19 protein-coding genes are annotated in these 16,454 nt (G+C 58.2%); 16 read left to right on the top strand and 3 right to left on the bottom strand.

The annotated features are described in order from the left end of the window. Positions 1-14: 14 nt before the first annotated feature. From cheR to WG891_RS19585, 7 genes are all read left to right on the top strand, one after another. Positions 15-887 (top strand): protein-glutamate O-methyltransferase CheR, encoded by an 873-nt coding sequence (cheR, locus tag WG891_RS19615; protein WP_337261616.1) that lies wholly within the window; start codon positions 15-17, stop codon positions 885-887. Beyond that, positions 887-1,936, top strand: a complete 1,050-nt coding sequence (locus tag WG891_RS19610) for a protein-glutamate methylesterase/protein-glutamine glutaminase (RefSeq protein ID WP_337261615.1) — start codon at positions 887-889, stop codon at positions 1,934-1,936. Before cheR ends, WG891_RS19610 begins: the two co-directional genes overlap by 1 nt. A gap of 81 nt (positions 1,937-2,017) precedes the next feature. Further along, entirely contained in the window at positions 2,018-2,407 is a 390-nt protein-coding gene (cheY, locus tag WG891_RS19605; protein WP_337261614.1) for a chemotaxis response regulator CheY, read from the top strand. 12 nt (positions 2,408-2,419) lie between these two features. Then, positions 2,420-3,064, top strand: a complete 645-nt coding sequence (gene cheZ / locus WG891_RS19600) for a protein phosphatase CheZ (RefSeq protein WP_337261613.1) — start codon at positions 2,420-2,422, stop codon at positions 3,062-3,064. Between the two features lie 171 nt (positions 3,065-3,235). Next, positions 3,236-4,366, top strand: a complete 1,131-nt coding sequence (gene flhB / locus WG891_RS19595; RefSeq protein ID WP_443006198.1) for a flagellar biosynthesis protein FlhB — start codon at positions 3,236-3,238, stop codon at positions 4,364-4,366. A gap of 5 nt (positions 4,367-4,371) precedes the next feature. Next, the gene (flhA, locus tag WG891_RS19590) at positions 4,372-6,450 is read left to right on the top strand and encodes a flagellar biosynthesis protein FlhA (RefSeq protein WP_337261826.1); all 2,079 of its coding nucleotides are present in this window, start codon (positions 4,372-4,374) and stop codon (positions 6,448-6,450) included. Continuing rightward, a complete protein-coding gene (locus WG891_RS19585) occupies positions 6,450-6,854 on the top strand; it encodes a flagellar protein FlhE (RefSeq protein WP_337261612.1) in 405 nt (134 codons plus the stop codon). The genes flhA and WG891_RS19585 overlap by 1 nt, the downstream gene beginning before the upstream one ends. 136 nt (positions 6,855-6,990) lie before the next feature. On the opposite strand, the gene WG891_RS19580 is transcribed toward WG891_RS19585, so the two are convergent. The 3 genes from WG891_RS19580 to flgA all read right to left on the bottom strand — a co-directional run bounded on the left by WG891_RS19580 (position 6,991) and on the right by flgA (position 8,688). Continuing rightward, a complete protein-coding gene (locus WG891_RS19580; RefSeq protein WP_337261611.1) occupies positions 6,991-7,425 on the bottom strand; it encodes a flagella synthesis protein FlgN in 435 nt (144 codons plus the stop codon). A 19-nt stretch (positions 7,426-7,444) separates the two neighbouring features. Next, a complete protein-coding gene (gene flgM / locus WG891_RS19575; protein ID WP_337261610.1) occupies positions 7,445-7,756 on the bottom strand; it encodes a flagellar biosynthesis anti-sigma factor FlgM in 312 nt (103 codons plus the stop codon). A gap of 263 nt (positions 7,757-8,019) precedes the next feature. Further along, a complete protein-coding gene (gene flgA / locus WG891_RS19570; protein ID WP_337261609.1) occupies positions 8,020-8,688 on the bottom strand; it encodes a flagellar basal body P-ring formation chaperone FlgA in 669 nt (222 codons plus the stop codon). A gap of 158 nt (positions 8,689-8,846) precedes the next feature. On the opposite strand from flgA, the gene flgB reads away from it, so the two are divergent. From flgB to flgJ, 9 genes are all read left to right on the top strand, one after another. Beyond that, entirely contained in the window at positions 8,847-9,260 is a 414-nt protein-coding gene (gene flgB, locus WG891_RS19565; protein WP_337261608.1) for a flagellar basal body rod protein FlgB, read from the top strand. A gap of 5 nt (positions 9,261-9,265) precedes the next feature. Beyond that, positions 9,266-9,670, top strand: a complete 405-nt coding sequence (gene flgC, locus WG891_RS19560) for a flagellar basal body rod protein FlgC (RefSeq protein ID WP_337261607.1) — start codon at positions 9,266-9,268, stop codon at positions 9,668-9,670. Between the two features lie 12 nt (positions 9,671-9,682). Then, positions 9,683-10,399, top strand: a complete 717-nt coding sequence (gene flgD, locus WG891_RS19555) for a flagellar hook assembly protein FlgD (RefSeq protein WP_337261606.1) — start codon at positions 9,683-9,685, stop codon at positions 10,397-10,399. 72 nt (positions 10,400-10,471) lie between these two features. Beyond that, positions 10,472-11,710, top strand: a complete 1,239-nt coding sequence (gene flgE / locus WG891_RS19550) for a flagellar hook protein FlgE (RefSeq protein ID WP_337261605.1) — start codon at positions 10,472-10,474, stop codon at positions 11,708-11,710. A 12-nt stretch (positions 11,711-11,722) separates the two neighbouring features. Next, entirely contained in the window at positions 11,723-12,478 is a 756-nt protein-coding gene (locus WG891_RS19545) for a flagellar basal body rod protein FlgF (protein WP_337261604.1), read from the top strand. Positions 12,479-12,495: 17 nt separating this feature from the next. Further along, complete coding sequence (gene flgG, locus WG891_RS19540) at positions 12,496-13,278, top strand: flagellar basal-body rod protein FlgG (RefSeq protein ID WP_337261603.1); 783 nt, start codon at positions 12,496-12,498, stop codon at positions 13,276-13,278. A 58-nt stretch (positions 13,279-13,336) separates the two neighbouring features. After that, the gene (gene flgH, locus WG891_RS19535) at positions 13,337-14,005 is read left to right on the top strand and encodes a flagellar basal body L-ring protein FlgH (protein ID WP_337261825.1); all 669 of its coding nucleotides are present in this window, start codon (positions 13,337-13,339) and stop codon (positions 14,003-14,005) included. A 60-nt stretch (positions 14,006-14,065) separates the two neighbouring features. After that, positions 14,066-15,166: a flagellar basal body P-ring protein FlgI gene (locus WG891_RS19530; RefSeq protein WP_337261602.1), complete on the top strand. Its 1,101-nt coding sequence runs from the start codon at positions 14,066-14,068 to the stop codon at positions 15,164-15,166. Beyond that, on the top strand, positions 15,166-16,107 hold the full coding sequence (gene flgJ, locus WG891_RS19525) for a flagellar assembly peptidoglycan hydrolase FlgJ (RefSeq protein ID WP_337261601.1): 942 nt from the start codon (positions 15,166-15,168) through the stop codon (positions 16,105-16,107). Before WG891_RS19530 ends, flgJ begins: the two co-directional genes overlap by 1 nt. Positions 16,108-16,454 lie beyond the last annotated feature (347 nt).

Below are 16,454 nucleotides of genomic sequence, written 5' to 3'. Positions count from 1 at the left end.
CCAGGTGCCAGGGTATGAAAAATACGCTTCCAGTCCCTAACCGAGAACCGACGTCGATACTGGCGCAGATGGTGCAACGGTTGCCGCTGTCGGATGTGCATTTCCGGCGCATCAGCCAGTTGATCTACCAGCGTGCTGGCATCGTGCTGGCGGAACATAAGCGCGAAATGGTTTACAATCGCCTGGTCCGCCGCTTGCGCCTGCTCGATCTGCAAGGGTTTGGTGATTACCTGGCATTGCTGGAAAGCGACCCGAACAGCGCCGAATGGCAGGCTTTTATCAATGCTCTGACCACCAACCTGACGGCCTTTTTCCGCGAGGCGCACCATTTCCCTATTCTGGCTGAACATGCGCGTTCCCGGCCAAACGGTTACAGCGTATGGAGCACCGCCGCCTCTACCGGGGAGGAACCCTATTCGATCGCCATGACCTTGAACGACGCGCTGGGATCGCGGGCTACGGGCACCTTGGTGTGGGCCAGCGATATTGATACCCAGGTGCTGGAAAAAGCTGAAGCAGGGGTTTACCGCCAGGAGGATCTGCGCACCCTGACGCCAGAACAGCTGCAACGCTATTTTCTGCGCGGCACCGGGCCGCATCATGGGTTGGTGCGGGTGCGGCCTGAACTGGTGGCGCAGGTGCATTACCAGCCGCTGAATCTGCTGGCAGCAGAATGGGAATTACCGGGGCCGTTCGACGCCATCTTTTGCCGTAACGTCATGATCTACTTCGATAAGGCGACACAAGAGCGCATTCTGCGCCGCTTTGTGCCGCTGCTTAAGCCAGGGGGGCTGCTGTTTGCCGGGCATTCCGAGAACTTCAGCCAGCTCAGCCGGGATTTCTACTTGCGTGGGCAGACCGTATATGGCCTGACCAAGGAGAGGTAATGAATAAAATCAGCGTATTAAGCGTAGATGACTCGGCCCTGATGCGGCAGCTCATGACCGAAATTGTCAACAGCCATCCCGACATGGAGATGGTGGCGACCGCGCCAGACCCGCTGGTGGCGCGCGATCTGATCAAAAAATTCAACCCGCAGGTGCTGACGCTGGACGTTGAAATGCCGCGCATGGACGGGTTGGATTTTCTTGAAAAGCTGATGCGCCTGCGCCCGATGCCGGTGGTGATGGTGTCCTCGCTGACCGGTAAAGGTTCAGAGATTACCCTGCGCGCGCTGGAACTGGGGGCGATTGATTTTGTCACCAAACCCCAGTTGGGGATCCGCGAAGGCATGCTGGCTTATAGCGAATTGATTGCCGAGAAGATCCGCACGGCGGCGAAAGCCCGCCTGCCGCAGCGCTCCTCCACCCCGGCACCGGAGATCCTCAGCCATACGCCGCTGTTGAGCAGTGAAAAGCTGATTGCCATCGGGGCATCCACCGGTGGCACCGAAGCCATTCGTCAGGTGCTGCAACCGTTACCGGCCACCAGCCCGGCGTTGCTGATCACCCAGCATATGCCACCGGGTTTTACCCGCTCGTTTGCCGAACGGCTTAACAAGCTGTGCCAGATCACGGTGAAGGAGGCTGAAAACGGTGAGCGGGTGCTGCCGGGCCATGCCTATATCGCACCGGGCGATCGCCACTTGGAGTTGGTGCGCAGCGGGGCCAACTATCAGGTCAAGTTGCACGACGGCGCGCCGGTTAACCGCCATCGTCCTTCGGTGGATGTTTTGTTTCACTCGGTGGCGCAGTTTGCCGGGCGCAATGCGGTAGGCGTGATTCTCACCGGAATGGGGAATGACGGTGCGGCAGGAATGCTGGAGATGCACCGTGCCGGGGCTTATACCCTGGCGCAAAACGAAGCCAGTTGCGTGGTGTTTGGCATGCCACGTGAGGCGATCGCCACCGGAGGCGTCAACGAGGTGGTGGAACTGGAGCGCATGAGTCAACGCATGCTGGCGCAGATCGTTGGGGGCCAGGCGTTACGCATCTGATGCGGGTGAATGATAAAGATATATACCGCCCTGTAATTTGAAGTACGGCGGGCATAAATGGTTAAAACCTTAGGAGTGAGTATGGCAGATAAAAATCTCAGATTTCTGGTGGTGGATGACTTTTCCACCATGCGACGCATTGTCAGAAATTTGCTGAAAGAGTTGGGTTTTAACAACGTGGAAGAAGCGGAAGACGGAGCAGACGCGTTGAATAAACTCCGTGCGGGTGGTTTCGATTTCGTGGTGTCGGATTGGAATATGCCGAACATGGATGGCCTCGAATTGCTGCAAACGATCCGCGCTGACGGCACATTGGCATCGATGCCGGTATTGATGGTGACGGCAGAAGCCAAGAAAGAGAACATCATTGCTGCGGCCCAGGCGGGAGCCAGTGGTTATGTGGTGAAACCCTTTACGGCGGCGACACTGGAAGAGAAGCTCAACAAGATTTTTGAAAAACTGGGTATGTAAAAGGAGAGGGCAATGAGAGACATTCCAATGCCTGCCAGCGATGCAGCGACAGCGGGTGAGATCATCTTCCGTATCGGCCAACTGACCCGCATGCTGCGTGACAGCATGCGGGAACTGGGGCTCGATCAGGCGATCGCCCAGGCGGCTGAGGCGATCCCGGATGCGCGTGACCGTCTTGACTACGTTGTCACCATGACGGCGCATGCGGCGGAGCGTGCGCTCAACTGCGTAGAGGCGGCTCAACCGCGTCAGGCAGAGCTGGAGTCAGAGGCCAAAGCGCTGAAAGGGCGCTGGGACGCCTGGTTTGCCGATCCGATTGAGTTGGCCGATGCCCGTTCATTGGTCAGCGACACGCGCCAGTATCTGGATCGGGTGCCGGAGCATACCGCCTTCACCAACGCCCAGTTGCTGGAAATCATGATGGCGCAGGATTTTCAGGATCTGACCGGCCAGGTGATCAAACGCATGATGGACGTGGTGCAGGAGATTGAAAAACAACTGCTGATGGTATTGATGGAAAATATCCCTGAGCAGCCAGCCAAAGAGAAAAGGCCGAACGACAACCTGCTCAATGGCCCGCAGCTCGATCAGCATGGCGTTGGGGTGATCGCTAATCAGGCGCAGGTGGATGACCTGCTCGATAGCCTCGGGTTCTGATGCCATACGCTTGCCCGGCTGTGGGGCGCGGTCACTGCGCGTGACAGCCGGGCTTATCACCCATGCCGCAAATAACCGGCCTTTTCCCCCGTTGTTCCTGCAATGAAATCAGCATTTTTTTGCCATGCTGATGGCAATTTTATTCCTTTGCGCTAAACAGGAACCCTTTCCTTGGCTGAAGACAGCGATCTGGAAAAAAGCGAAGCCCCTACACCTCACCGCTTGGAAAAAGCCCGTGAGGAAGGCCAGATTGCGCGATCGCGCGAACTGACCTCGATACTGATGCTGATCGCCGGGCTAGCCATTCTCTGGGTGGCCGGGAGCCACATTGCTCAGCAACTGGCGCGTATGCTGAGTGAAGGATTGCATTTCGACCATAACATGGTCAGCAATGACAAACAGATGCTGCGGCAGTTTGCCATGCTGCTGCGTCAGGCGATGTGGGCGCTGATGCCGATGATGGCCGGCTTGGTATTGGTGGCGCTGGCCGCCCCGATGCTGCTGGGGGGCGTGGCCTTCAACGTCAAATTTGATGTGAAGCGCATGAACCCGATCGCCGGGCTTAAACGCATGTTCTCCACCCAGGTGTTGGCGGAACTGCTGAAAGCGATCCTGAAAGCGTTCCTGGTGGGGTGGGTGGCCGGCCTGTATCTGTGGCACAACTGGGCGGCGATGCTGCATCTGGTGACCCAGCAGCCGCTCGAGGCACTGGGCAATGCGCTGCAGATCGTCATCTTTTGCGGCATGTTGATCGTGCTCGGCCTGGTGCCGATGGTAGCGTTCGATGTGTTCTATCAGCTCTGGAGCCATTTCAAGAAGTTGAAGATGACCAAACAGGAGATCCGCGACGAATACAAACAGCAGGAAGGCGATCCGCATGTGAAAGGGCGGATCCGCCAACAGCAGCGGGCGATGGCGCGCCGCCGCATGATGGCCGATGTGCCGAAGGCCGATGTGATCGTTACCAACCCGACGCATTACGCGGTGGCGTTGCAGTACAACGATAAAAAAATGAGTGCCCCCAAAGTCTTGGCAAAAGGTGCCGGCGACGTGGCTCTGCGCATTCGTGAACTGGGGGATCAACACCGTATTCCCTTACTGGAAGCACCGCCATTGGCCCGTGCGTTGTATCGCCACAGCGAGATTGGGCAAGCGATTCCAACCACCCTGTATGCCGCCGTGGCCGAGGTGCTGGCCTGGGTTTACCAGCTACGCCGCTGGCAGCGCGAGGGTGGCTTGATCCCGAAAAAACCTGAACGTTTACCGGTGCCGGAAGCACTGGATTTTGGCTTGAGAGAGTAACCATGATGGCTAATTTGGCCTCCCTGCTTCGTTTGCCGGGTAATGTTAAAGATACACAGTGGCAGGTGCTGGCCGGCCCGATACTGATCCTGATGATTTTGTCGATGATGGTGCTGCCATTACCGGCGTTTATCCTCGACCTGTTGTTTACCTTCAATATCGCCCTGTCGATTATGGTGCTGCTGGTGGCGATGTTCACCCAGCGCACGCTGGAGTTTGCCGCTTTCCCCACCATCCTGCTGTTCTCTACTTTGTTGCGCCTGTCGCTGAACGTGGCATCGACGCGCATCATTCTGCTGGAAGGGCACACCGGCTCGGCGGCGGCGGGGCGGGTGGTTGAGGCCTTTGGCCACTTCCTGGTTGGCGGTAATTTTGCCATCGGCATCGTGGTGTTCATTATCCTGGTGCTGATTAACTTTATGGTGATCACCAAGGGGGCCGGGCGTATTGCGGAAGTGGGCGCCCGCTTTGTGCTCGACGGTATGCCCGGCAAGCAGATGGCGATCGACGCCGATCTCAACGCCGGGTTGATCGGCGAGGACGAAGCCAAGAAACGCCGTGCCGAGGTGACGCAAGAGGCGGATTTCTACGGCTCGATGGACGGTGCCAGCAAGTTCGTGCGTGGCGATGCGGTAGCGGGCCTGATGATCATGGTGCTGAACGTGGTGGGTGGGCTGCTGGTGGGGGTGATCCAGCACGGCATGGCCTTGGGCACCGCGGCGGAAAGCTATACCCTGCTGACCATTGGCGACGGCCTGGTGGCACAGATCCCGGCGCTGGTGATTTCCACCGCCGCTGGGGTGATCGTCACCCGCGTGGCGACCGATCAGGACGTTGGCGAGCAGATGGTGGGGCAACTGTTTAATAACCCGCGTGTGATGCTGCTGAGCGCCGGGGTGCTGGGGTTGCTGGGGCTGGTACCCGGTATGCCAAACCTGGTGTTCCTGCTGTTTACCGCCGCCTTGCTGGCGCTGGCCTGGTGGCTGCGCGGGCGTGAACAACAACCACCGAAAATAAAAGCCCCGCCGGTAGCCCAGGAGAGCCCGCAGGCGGTGGAGGCCAGTTGGTCGGACGTACAGTTAGAAGACCCGCTAGGTATGGAAGTGGGGTATCGCCTAATCCCGATGGTGGATTTTCAGCAAAATGGTGAACTACTGGGGCGTATCCGCGGTATCCGCAAGAAATTCGCGCAGGACATGGGCTATTTACCGCCGGTGGTGCACATTCGTGACAACCTGGAACTGCCGCCAGCCAGCTACCGTATTCTGATGAAAGGGGTAGAAATCGGCAGCGGCGAGGCGCACCCGGGCCGTTGGCTGGCGATCAACCCGGGTAATGCGGTGGGGGAATTGGCGGGGGATAACACGGTCGATCCGGCGTTTGGTCTGGCAGCGGTGTGGATCGACAGCGCACTGCGTGAGCAGGCACAAATCCAGGGTTTTACCGTGGTTGAAGCCAGTACGGTGGTGGCTACCCATCTCAATCATCTGCTTGGCCAGTTTGCCAGCGAGCTGTTTGGCCGCCAGGAAACCCAGCAGTTATTGGATCGCGTTGCGCAGGACATGCCAAAACTGACGGAAGACTTCGTGCCGGGCGTGGTTTCACTGACCATCCTGCATAAGGTGTTGCAGAACCTGCTGGCGGAGCGGGTTTCTATCCGCGATATGCGTACCATTATTGAAACGCTGGTGGAACATGCACCGAACCAGAGCGATCCTTACGAATTAACCACCGTGGTGCGTGTGGCGCTGGGGCGAGCCATCACTCAGCAATGGTTCCCCGGCGGCGGTGAAATTCAGGTGATCGGCCTGGATACCCCTCTTGAGCGCCTGCTGCTGCAAGCGCTGCAAGGGGGGGGCGGCCTTGAACCGGGGCTGGCGGACCGCTTGCTCGATCAGGCCAAAGAGGCGTTGCAGCGGCAGGAAATGCTCAGTGCACCGCCGGTGTTGCTGGTGAATCATGCGCTGCGCGCGCTGCTGGCGCGCTTCCTGCGCCGCACATTGCCGCAGTTGGTGGTGCTGTCGAATTTGGAAATAAATGACGATCGCCAAATCCGTATGACGTCCACGATCGGAGCTGCCTGATGAAAGCCGGTTTAGCCCTGTTTTTAGGATTAGCCTCGTTGGCTGCACAAGCGGCATCCGGTTCCTGGGTGGCGAGTAATGACGGCGTAGAGTTGCAGCACGGCCTGGTTCGTGCTGAATCCCAGGTATTGCGCCCGGTTACCCCTCTGCCGGGCCAACCTGCGCGCATTACCAGCATCAGTTGGCGCTATCAATTATTGTCTGCTGAACCGGCCGGGTTGCGGGTGCAGCTATGTACAGTGGCACGTTGCATCACGCTTGATGCGGGCAGTGGGCGCAGCGAGGCGATGAACGGCCAACCGGCTGACAGTGAATTCCGCTTTGTGTATTACGTGCAGGCACGTGGGGCATTAAACCCCGCACTGCGGGTGATCGGTAATCAGATTATCGTGAATTATGAGTAGTGCATCTGCAGGTGATGGCAATGGGGACGGGGGAGGTTTTTTGCCGCCGGGCGTTTGAGTTTGGCCAAAACGCCCGTACTCCTCGCCGTTGAGCAAGGGGCTGTGAGGCAACAAATGCAATGAAGGGGGCCGTTGTTTAAACCCCGATCTTGCGCCCCAACAGGCTGCCGGAGCGTGCCTGGCCGTCGGGGCCATACAGCGCTTGGTTCTGTTTACTCAATACGGCCAACGCCTGGGCGTTGTGATCAATATGGTGCTTGAGCAACAGCCCGTTGTGCTGATTCTGTTCACGCAGCTGCTGGCCTAGTTGCTGCACGCGTTGCCAATCGGCGGCAAGCTGTGGGTGACGCGCGTAAGGAGCCTGAACCCCATAGGGCCGCTCTGCGCTTACCCGCTGTTTTTCGAGATAATTGACCGTGGCCAGCAGTTGGCTTTTGGTATCGGTGACGCGCTGTAATGCCACACCGTCCAGCGAATTTGCACACAACAACGTATGTTCTTGTGCGATCACCGTGTCTAATGCATTCAGCGTTTCCAGCAGCTTATCCAGCAGTTGTGCCAAGTTTTCCATTGGGACTCTTTACCTTCTGTTAGCTGTCGCCTGATATCCACTGGGCATTGTTTTGCATGTCCTGCAACAGCGCATCGGCAATTTTGCCAGCGTCCATTTTCAATTCACCGTTGCGGATCGCCTGTTTAATGGCTTCCACCCGGTTCATGTCAATATCCTGCGTGCCTGGTTGCATCAGGCGTGCCTGCGCGTCGCTCAGCTTAACCTGAGTGCCGCTGACGGCAGGTTGCGGCTGCACGTTTTTACGCGCGGGTAGCGCGCTTTCGCTGGTGGTTTCCCGCGGTTGTACCGCCGGAACCGGTTGCAGCCGCTGGGTGCGATCGATACTCATGTTCAATCTCCGTTTTTTACCACTTTCTGTGGCTTATATAGTGTATTGCCCTGGTGCTCCTTTCTTTCACTGTGAAGTTGGGAGAGGCGCTATATATACCCTTATTACTTGGAGCCGCAGCGTTGTTGGCTACGGGCGTTCGCCCAACCTAAGCTCATGGGGATTCACGCCCTTGCCGCCTAGCGGCAACTCCAGGTCCGTTGTGTATATAAAAAATATTTTATAGCTCTGTTATCGGCAAGCAGCAGCAAACCTTTATTTTTTTATAACGCAATCTGAATGGTGCCGTCATGACGGGCAATACCGCTGACGATATGCCCGGAAAGCATCCGTACCCGCACGTTGTCTTCCGCCGCCGCGTTGTTCATCGCCTTGCCTGCACCGCTGATATTAAACCCCTCACCCTGCGCCATTACCTGCACTGGTTGCCCGGCCTTGATCACCCAATCGCGCCTGAGCATCGCCAGGTTCAGCGGTTGCCCCGGGCTGATATTGCGCAGGCTGACGGTACCGATCGCCTGCTCGGTTTGCGTCAGCGTGCGCGGTGGCAGGGTGTCCAGCCGCCCGGTTTTCAGGGTGACATCGGCGGCGGTCAGCTTGCTGCCAGCACCGATCCCGCGAACTGAAACCAGATAGTGGCCAATGGCCTGCACCTGAACCTGGATAAAGCGCCGTTCCTGACCACAGCGTGCCGAAATGCTGAGATTGCCCCAGCGTCGGGAATTGGGGGGGAATGAAAGCTGTGGCTGCTCACACTGCGGCCATTGTTTAGCCGGAGTACGCACATGTACATCGATCTCGACCGAACTACTGGCGAATTGCAGCTTGATAAAACGGTCAATCTGCGCAGCCAGATCGTCGGCCTGCGCGTGATGGCTGAACAGCAGGGCGGTAAACAGTAGGGCGGGGATACCTGACAAGTGACCTTTCATTTTCGCCTTCGAATACAACAACGGTTCGTCTCAGTGTAACCAGAGCGCACGCAGACTAAGCAGACAAATAGCGACGCATTTTGCCCTTATTCCTGCGATCGACGGGTAATAGTGACGTTTATGCTGTCGGCTCCAAACTCTAACCTCACGGAGGGAGCATGCTCGACAAACTGGACGCCGCCCTGCGTTTTGGCCAGGAAGCGCTGAACCTGCGCGCTCAGCGGCAGGAAATTCTGGCCGCCAACATTGCCAACGCCGATACGCCGGGTTATCAGGCGCGCGATATCGATTTTGCCAGCCAACTGCACAAAGTGATGGCGCAGGGGCGGGTGAGCGGCGGCGGGATTGCGTTGAATCTGACCTCAGCCCGCCATATTCCAGCGCAAAACGCACAACCCCCGTCGCTCGATCTGCTGTTCCGCGTGCCGGATCAACCTGCGCTGGATGGCAATACGGTGGATATGGATCGCGAGCGTACCCATTTTGCCGATAACAGCCTGAAATATCAGACCGATCTGACCCTGATGAACGGGCAGATCAAGGGCATGATGTCCGTGCTGCAAGGAGGATAATGTGCATGTCGTTACTGAATATTTTTGATATCTCTGGTTCTGCGCTGTCGGCGCAGTCCCAACGGATGAACGTCAGCGCCAGCAATATGGCGAACGCCGACAGCGTCACCGGCCCAGACGGCCAGCCGTACCGTGCCAAACAGGTGGTTTTTCAGGTCGCAGCCGCCCCAGGGCAGGCTACCGGCGGCGTGCGTGTCGCCCAGATCGTGGACGATCCGGCTCCCGATCGCCTGGTGTTTCAGCCCGGCAACCCGCTGGCAGATGCCAAAGGCTATGTACGTATGCCTAACGTTGATGTGGTGGGGGAAATGGTCAATACCCTTTCCGCCTCACGCAGCTATCAGGCCAACGTCGAAGTGCTCAACACCACCAAATCCATGATGATGAAAACCCTGACGCTGGGTCAGTAACCGGAGCCTGTTATGGCGATTGCCGCAACCACGAACGAATCATTGGACAACAGCATTGCCGGAGCCAACAGTCGCGTTGGCGGCAACAGCACCAGCGATGATTTACACAACAACTTCCTGACGCTGCTGGTGGCGCAGTTGAAAAATCAGGATCCAACCAACCCGATGCAGAACAACGAACTGACCACCCAGTTGGCGCAGATCAACACCGTCAGCGGCATTGAAAAGCTGAACACCACGCTGGGGGCAATTTCTGGCCAGATCAACGGTAATCAGTCAATCCAGGCCAGCGCCCTGATTGGCCATGGAGTGATGGTGCCGGGCAACGAGATCCTGGTGGGTAATGAAGGGGGCAAGGTGAGCACCACGCCTTTTGGCATTGAACTGGAGCGCACCGCCGATGCGGTGACCGCTACCATCAGCGATGCTACCGGCAAGGTGGTGCGCACCATTGAGATCGGTGGGCTGACGGCGGGCGTGCATTCGTTTGCCTGGGACGGTTCGCTGGAGGATGGCACCAATGCCCCAGACGGAGCCTACAGCGTGGCGATCAACGCCAAAAACGGCAGTGAACAACTGGTGGCACAACCGCTGCGCTTTGCCATGGTCAACGGCGTTACGCGCGGGGCGGATGGCGCAAAACTGGATCTGGGCATGGCGGGAACAGCAACGCTGGACGATGTGCGCCTGATCTTATCCAAACTTGGGGCTGCGGAAAAAACGGAATGATCTCCCTCGTCGGCAACGGACTGCTGAGCCAATTCTGAACATATTCTGTACTCGATTTATTCGGAGCATAACATGGCTTTTTCTCAAGCAGTCAGTGGGTTGAACGCGGCAGCGACCAACCTGGACGTGATCGGTAATAACATTGCCAACTCTGCTACCTTCGGCTTCAAATCCGGCAGCGTTTCCTTTGCGGATATGTTTGCGGGCTCACAGATTGGGCTAGGGGTGAAAGTGGCGGGGATCACCCAGAATTTTAACGGCGGCACCACCACCAATACCAACCGTTCGCTGGATATTGCCATCAGCCAGAATGGCTTCTTCCGCATGCAGGATGCTGACGGCGGGATCTTCTACACCCGCAACGGCCAGTTCAAGTTGGACGCAAACCGCAACATTACCAACATGCAGGGCCTGAGTCTGACCGGGTATCCAGCGGGCGGTACGCCGCCAACGATCCAGCAAGGAGCCGATCCGGTGCCGTTGAGCATTCCGGAAGGGATGATGGTTGCACGTGCCACCACCTCCGGCAACATGGTGATCAACCTGAAATCCACCCACCAGGTTCCGGATGTCACGCCGTTTGATCCGAGCAAAACCGACTCGTTTAATTACGTCAACACCATCACGACCTACGACTCATTGGGTAATGCCCACAATATCAACGCCTATTTTGTTAAAACGGCGGATAACCAGTGGGATGTTTATACCCAGGACGGCAGCGTGGCAGGTTCCCCAGCCGCCAAAGCCGGTAGCCTGAATTTCAACACCAGCGGCGTTCTGACCGATACGCAAGATGCGGCGGGCAACCCCAGCGCCACACCGTTCAACCTGGTGGTGCCAATGTCGGCCAAAGATGGCGCACCGGCGCAAACCTTCAACCTGAGCTTTGCTGGCAGCCTGCAACAGAACGTGGGCAGCGATTCCGTCAGCAAGATCGTACAGGATGGCTATACCACCGGCGAATACAAAGGCTTTGAGATCAACAAAGACGGTACCGTGGTGGGGGTGTATTCCAACCAGCAGACCCAACTGCTGGGCCAGATCGTCCTGACCAACTTCTCTAACCCGGAAGGGCTGGCGTCGCAGGGGGATAACGTGTGGAAGGCCACCGGTGCTTCAGGGCAGCCGCGCGTTGGTTTGGCTGGCGGTGGCGGTTTTGGCACGCTGACCAGCGGTGCGCTGGAGTCTTCTAACGTCGATCTGAGCCAGGAGTTGGTCAACATGATCGTGGCGCAGCGGAACTACCAGTCGAACGCGCAGACCATCAAAACCCAGGACTCGATCTTGCAGACGCTGGTCAGCCTGCGTTAATAGGACTGAATTATGGACCACGCGATCTATACCGCCATGGGCGCCGCCCGCCATACGTTAGAACAGCAGTCGGTTACGGCGAATAACCTGGCCAATGCCTCAACGCCAGGGTTTCGTGCGCAACTGTTGGCGCTGCGTGCGGTGCCGATTGACGGGCCGAGCCTGCCGACGCGCACCTTGGTAACGGCCTCCACGCCGGGTGCCGATGTCAGCCAGGGGCCGCTGAATTACACCGGCAGGCCACTGGATGTAGCGCTGCAACAGGACGGTTTTCTGGCGGTCAGCCTGCCGGATGGCAGCGAAGCCTACAGCCGCAACGGCAGTATTCAGATCTCCCCCACCGGGCAACTGACGGTGCAGGGGCTGCCGCTGATGGGGGACGGCGGGCCTATCGAAGTGCCGCCTCAGGCGCAACTTACCATCGCGGCAGACGGCACCATTTCAGCGCTGAATGCGGGCGATCCGCCGAATACCGTGGCGCAAATTGGCCGCCTGAAGCTGGTGAAGGCCGAGACGCGTGACGTGGTGCGCGGTGATGATGGCCTGTTTCACCTGACCGCCAGCGCCCAGCAGCAGCGGGGCAATACGTTGCCAAACGATCCGCAGGTGCGGGTGATGCCGGGCGTGCTGGAAGGCAGCAACGTTAAACCGATGGAAACCATGGTGGAGATGATCGCCAACGCCCGTCGGTTCGAAATGCAAATGAAGGTCATCCACAGCGTGGATGAAAACGCACAGCGCGCCAACGCATTGCTGTCAATGAGTTAAGTGCAGAGGAATAAACCATGATCCCATCGTTATGGATTGCCAAAACCGGTCTGGATGCGCAGCAGACCAATATGGACGTGATCGCCAACAACCTGGCCAACGTCAGCACCAACGGTTTTAAGCGCCAGCGTGCGGTGTTTGAAGACCTGTTGTACCAAACCATGCGCCAGCCGGGAGCGCAGTCTTCCGAACAGACTACGCTGCCTTCCGGTTTGCAGATCGGCACCGGCGTGCGCCCGGTAGCGACCGAACGCATCCACAGCCAGGGCAACCTGTCGCAGACTAACAACAGTAAAGATGTGGCGATCAAGGGGCAGGGCTTTTTCCAGGTCATGCTACCGGATGGCAGCCAGGCGTATACCCGCGACGGTTCGTTCCAGATCGATCAGAACGGCCAACTGGTGACGGCCAGCGGTTTTCAGGTGCAACCGGCGATCACCATTCCCGCCAATGCCCTGAGCATCACCATTGGCCGTGACGGGATCGTCAGCGTCACCCAACAGGGGCAAACCGCGGCTCAGCAGGTGGGGCAACTGACCCTGACCACCTTTATTAACGACAGCGGCCTGGAGAGCGTGGGGGAAAACCTGTATCAGGAAACCGAAGGCTCCGGCGCGCCGAATGAAAGTACACCCGGCCTGAACGGTGCCGGTCTGTTGTATCAGGGGTATGTGGAAACCTCTAACGTCAACGTGGCGGAGGAGTTGGTCAATATGATCCAGACCCAGCGGGCCTATGAGATCAACAGCAAAGCGGTATCGACGTCCGATCAGATGCTGCAAAAACTGACACAACTGTAACGGGTAGGAGAGTGCTGTGGTAAGCACAGATTTAACGGTGGGCCGCAGGTTGCCAGCGATGTGGGCCATGGTGCTGCTGACGCTCAGCGGTTGCGCCTATATTCCGCGCACGCCGCTGGTGGACGGGGCGACCACGGCGCAACCGGCACCGGCGGGGGCTCCGGTGCCAAACGGCTCGATTTTCCAGGCGGCGCAGCCGATGAATTACGGCTATCAACCGCTGTTTGAAGATCGCCGCCCGCGCAATATTGGCGATACCCTGACCATCGTGCTGCAGGAAAACGTCAGCGCCAGCAAGAGTTCATCGGCCAATGCCAGCCGCAATGGGGCGAGTAAATTTGGCGTTGCAACCTCGCCGCGTTATCTCGACGGCCTGCTGGGCAATGCGCGCGCCGATATGGATATCTCTGGTGACAGTACCTTCGGCGGCAAAGGCGGGGCCAACGCCAACAACACCTTTAGCGGCACCATTACCGTCACCGTCGATCGGGTTTTGGCCAACGGCAACCTGCACGTGGTGGGAGAGAAACAGATCGCTATCAATCAGGGTACCGAATTTATCCGTTTTTCCGGCGTGGTTAACCCGCGCACCATCAGTGGCAATAACTCGGTCACCTCGACACAGGTGGCGGATGCCCGCATTGAATATGTTGGCAATGGCTACATTAATGAAGCGCAGACCATGGGCTGGTTGCAGCGTTTCTTCCTGAATGTTTCACCGTTTTAAACAGTGGCTGTATTACCGCCTGCGGCAATCACGTTTTTCAGCAAGGCCAGCGAGGGCAGGATGTTAAAGAAAATTGTAATGGTGCTGCTGATGGGCGCACTGACGTTGCCAGCTCACGCCGAACGCATCCGTGACCTGGTGACGGTGCAAGGGGTGCGTGACAACGCCCTGATCGGCTACGGGCTGGTGGTCGGGTTGGACGGTTCCGGCGATCAGACCATGCAGACCCCGTTCACTACCCAAAGTATGAGCAATATGCTGTCGCAACTGGGGATCACCGTACCGCCCGGCACCAACATGCAGCTGAAAAACGTGGCGGCGGTGATGGTGACCGCCAAGCTGCCGCCGTTTTCCCGTGCAGGCCAGAACATCGACGTGGTGGTGTCCTCGATGGGTAACGCCAAAAGCCTGCGCGGTGGCACGTTGTTGATGACGCCGCTCAAAGGCGTGGATAACCAGGTTTACGCGCTGGCGCAGGGCAACGTGCTGGTGGGCGGTGCCGGTGCGGCGGCGGGCGGCAGCAGCGTGCAGGTCAACCAACTGGCGGGTGGCCGTATCAGCAACGGCGCGATTATCGAGCGTGAACTGCCTACCACCTTTGGTCAGGACGGGGTGATCAATCTGCAGTTGAAGGACGATGATTTCACCTTAGCGCAGCAGATCAGCGATGCCATCAACCGCCAACGCGGCGGCGGCACGGCATCACCGCTGGATTCGCGCACCGTGCAGGTGCTGGTGCCGCGCGGCAACAGTTCGCAGGTGCGTTTTCTGGCGGATATCCAGAATATCAGCATCAATATAGGGACGATGGATGCCAAGGTGATCATCAACTCACGTACCGGTTCGGTGGTGATGAACCGTGATGTGGTGCTCGACTCCTGTGCGGTGGCGCAGGGCAATCTGTCGGTGGTGGTCGATCGCCGGGAAATTGTCAGCCAGCCGGATACCCCGTTGGGCGGTGGCCAGACGGTGGTGACGCCGGATACCCAGATCTCGCTGCAACAGCAGGGGGGATCGCTACAGAAAGTCAACGCCAGCGCCAACCTGAACAATGTGATTCGGGCCTTGAATGCGCTGGGGGCCACGCCGATCGATCTGATGTCGATTCTGCAGGCGATGCAGAGTGCGGGCTGCCTGCGTGCCAAGCTGGAGATTATCTGATGAGCAGCGATCTGCTGACGATGTCGGGCGCGGCGTATGACGCGCAGGCCTTGAACGGGTTGAAACGCCAGGTCACCGCCGATCCGCAAGGCAATCTCAAGCAGGTCGCTCAGCAGGTTGAGGGCATGTTCGTGCAGATGATGCTGAAGAGCATGCGTGCCGCTTTGCCGCAAGACGGCGTATTGAGCAGCGATCAAACCCGGCTGTACACCTCGATGTACGATCAGCAGATTGCCCAGCAGATGACGCAGAAAGGGCTCGGTCTGGCGGAGATGATGGTCAAACAGCTTGCTGCGGCGGAGAGTGAGCCGAGCGAAACGGCGGGCACCGCGCCGATGTTGCTGGATAATCAGGTGCTGCAACGGTTGCCGGTTCAGGCGCTGGAGCAAATGGTGCGCCGTGCGCTGCCCAAACTGCCACCGGTCGCCACGGCGCCGCTCAACAATGGCAACTTTGTCGCGCGGCTATCGGTTCCGGCCAGGGTAGCCAGCCAGCAGAGCGGCATTCCGCACCAGTTGATTGTGGCGCAGGCGGCGCTGGAATCTGGCTGGGGCCAGCGTGAAATCCCGACTGCCGACGGAACGCCGAGTTACAACCTGTTCGGTATCAAAGCGGGCAGCAGTTGGGACGGGCCGGTGACGGAAATTACCACTACCGAATATGAGCAGGGGGCCGCGAAGAAGATTAAAGCCCGTTTTCGCGTTTACAGCTCTTATGTGGAAGCGATCGGTGACTACGTCAAGCTGCTGACCAATAACCCCCGCTATGCCAATGTGGCCGCTGCGCGTAGCCCGGAGCAGGCTGCCCACGCGCTGCAGCAGGCCGGTTATGCTACCGATCCGCACTATGCCAGGAAGCTGGTGAATGTCATTCAGCAGATGAAAAGTGCGGGTGAGCAGGTGGCGAAAGCATACAGTCAGGGGGCGGAGGAGTTGTTTTGAGGGGATTTTCATCAGTTGGGCTGTCTCTTGTTCACATCTTGAGATTAGGGCATGAGTGTTTATTTCGGTCGCTTAACATGTTGTGCTCACTTAGCTATGTGGCGAAAGCGCCCGAGCAGGGGGCTCAAGAGCCAGCCCCCTGCACCCCGGCCCTTGCCATATCGGGCGGCCGCTGCGCGACTCCCCTCACTCCACCACGGCGCATCACGGCCGGCTACGACAGGCGTATATGGACCCTCCCGATGATGCCAGTGTTTTTCTTGAATAAAGTGAACAGGTATTGCAGCCATATATCCGGTTTTTTTCTGGGCCTTTCTGTGGCCCGAACCATGATGAAATCCGCCAGG

This window comes from Serratia sp. MMO-28 (assembly GCF_037199905.1).
GTDB classification, from domain to species: Bacteria; Pseudomonadota; Gammaproteobacteria; order Enterobacterales; family Enterobacteriaceae; genus Chania; species Chania oryzae.
This window is presented reverse-complemented; position numbering and strand designations above follow the sequence as displayed.

What these genes read in the sequence shown, in the direction of transcription:
- WG891_RS19585 (WP_337261612.1), top strand. Translation starts at nt 6,450, where the DNA reads ATGAAAGCCGGTTTAGCCCTGTTTTTAGGATTAGCCTCGTTGGCTGCA.
- cheY (WP_337261614.1), top strand. Translation starts at nt 2,018, where the DNA reads ATGGCAGATAAAAATCTCAGATTTCTGGTGGTGGATGACTTTTCCACC.
- flgD (WP_337261606.1), top strand. Translation starts at nt 9,683, where the DNA reads ATGGCGATTGCCGCAACCACGAACGAATCATTGGACAACAGCATTGCC.
- WG891_RS19545 (WP_337261604.1), top strand. Translation starts at nt 11,723, where the DNA reads ATGGACCACGCGATCTATACCGCCATGGGCGCCGCCCGCCATACGTTA.
- flgE (WP_337261605.1), top strand. Translation starts at nt 10,472, where the DNA reads ATGGCTTTTTCTCAAGCAGTCAGTGGGTTGAACGCGGCAGCGACCAAC.
- WG891_RS19580 (WP_337261611.1), bottom strand. Translation starts at nt 7,425, where the DNA reads ATGGAAAACTTGGCACAACTGCTGGATAAGCTGCTGGAAACGCTGAAT.
- flgJ (WP_337261601.1), top strand. Translation starts at nt 15,166, where the DNA reads ATGAGCAGCGATCTGCTGACGATGTCGGGCGCGGCGTATGACGCGCAG.
- flgG (WP_337261603.1), top strand. Translation starts at nt 12,496, where the DNA reads ATGATCCCATCGTTATGGATTGCCAAAACCGGTCTGGATGCGCAGCAG.
- flhA (WP_337261826.1), top strand. Translation starts at nt 4,372, where the DNA reads ATGGCTAATTTGGCCTCCCTGCTTCGTTTGCCGGGTAATGTTAAAGAT.
- flgB (WP_337261608.1), top strand. Translation starts at nt 8,847, where the DNA reads ATGCTCGACAAACTGGACGCCGCCCTGCGTTTTGGCCAGGAAGCGCTG.
- WG891_RS19610 (WP_337261615.1), top strand. Translation starts at nt 887, where the DNA reads ATGAATAAAATCAGCGTATTAAGCGTAGATGACTCGGCCCTGATGCGG.
- WG891_RS19530 (WP_337261602.1), top strand. Translation starts at nt 14,066, where the DNA reads ATGTTAAAGAAAATTGTAATGGTGCTGCTGATGGGCGCACTGACGTTG.
- cheZ (WP_337261613.1), top strand. Translation starts at nt 2,420, where the DNA reads ATGAGAGACATTCCAATGCCTGCCAGCGATGCAGCGACAGCGGGTGAG.
- flgA (WP_337261609.1), bottom strand. Translation starts at nt 8,688, where the DNA reads ATGAAAGGTCACTTGTCAGGTATCCCCGCCCTACTGTTTACCGCCCTG.
- flgM (WP_337261610.1), bottom strand. Translation starts at nt 7,756, where the DNA reads ATGAGTATCGATCGCACCCAGCGGCTGCAACCGGTTCCGGCGGTACAA.
- flgC (WP_337261607.1), top strand. Translation starts at nt 9,266, where the DNA reads ATGTCGTTACTGAATATTTTTGATATCTCTGGTTCTGCGCTGTCGGCG.
- cheR (WP_337261616.1), top strand. Translation starts at nt 15, where the DNA reads ATGAAAAATACGCTTCCAGTCCCTAACCGAGAACCGACGTCGATACTG.
- flgH (WP_337261825.1), top strand. Translation starts at nt 13,337, where the DNA reads ATGTGGGCCATGGTGCTGCTGACGCTCAGCGGTTGCGCCTATATTCCG.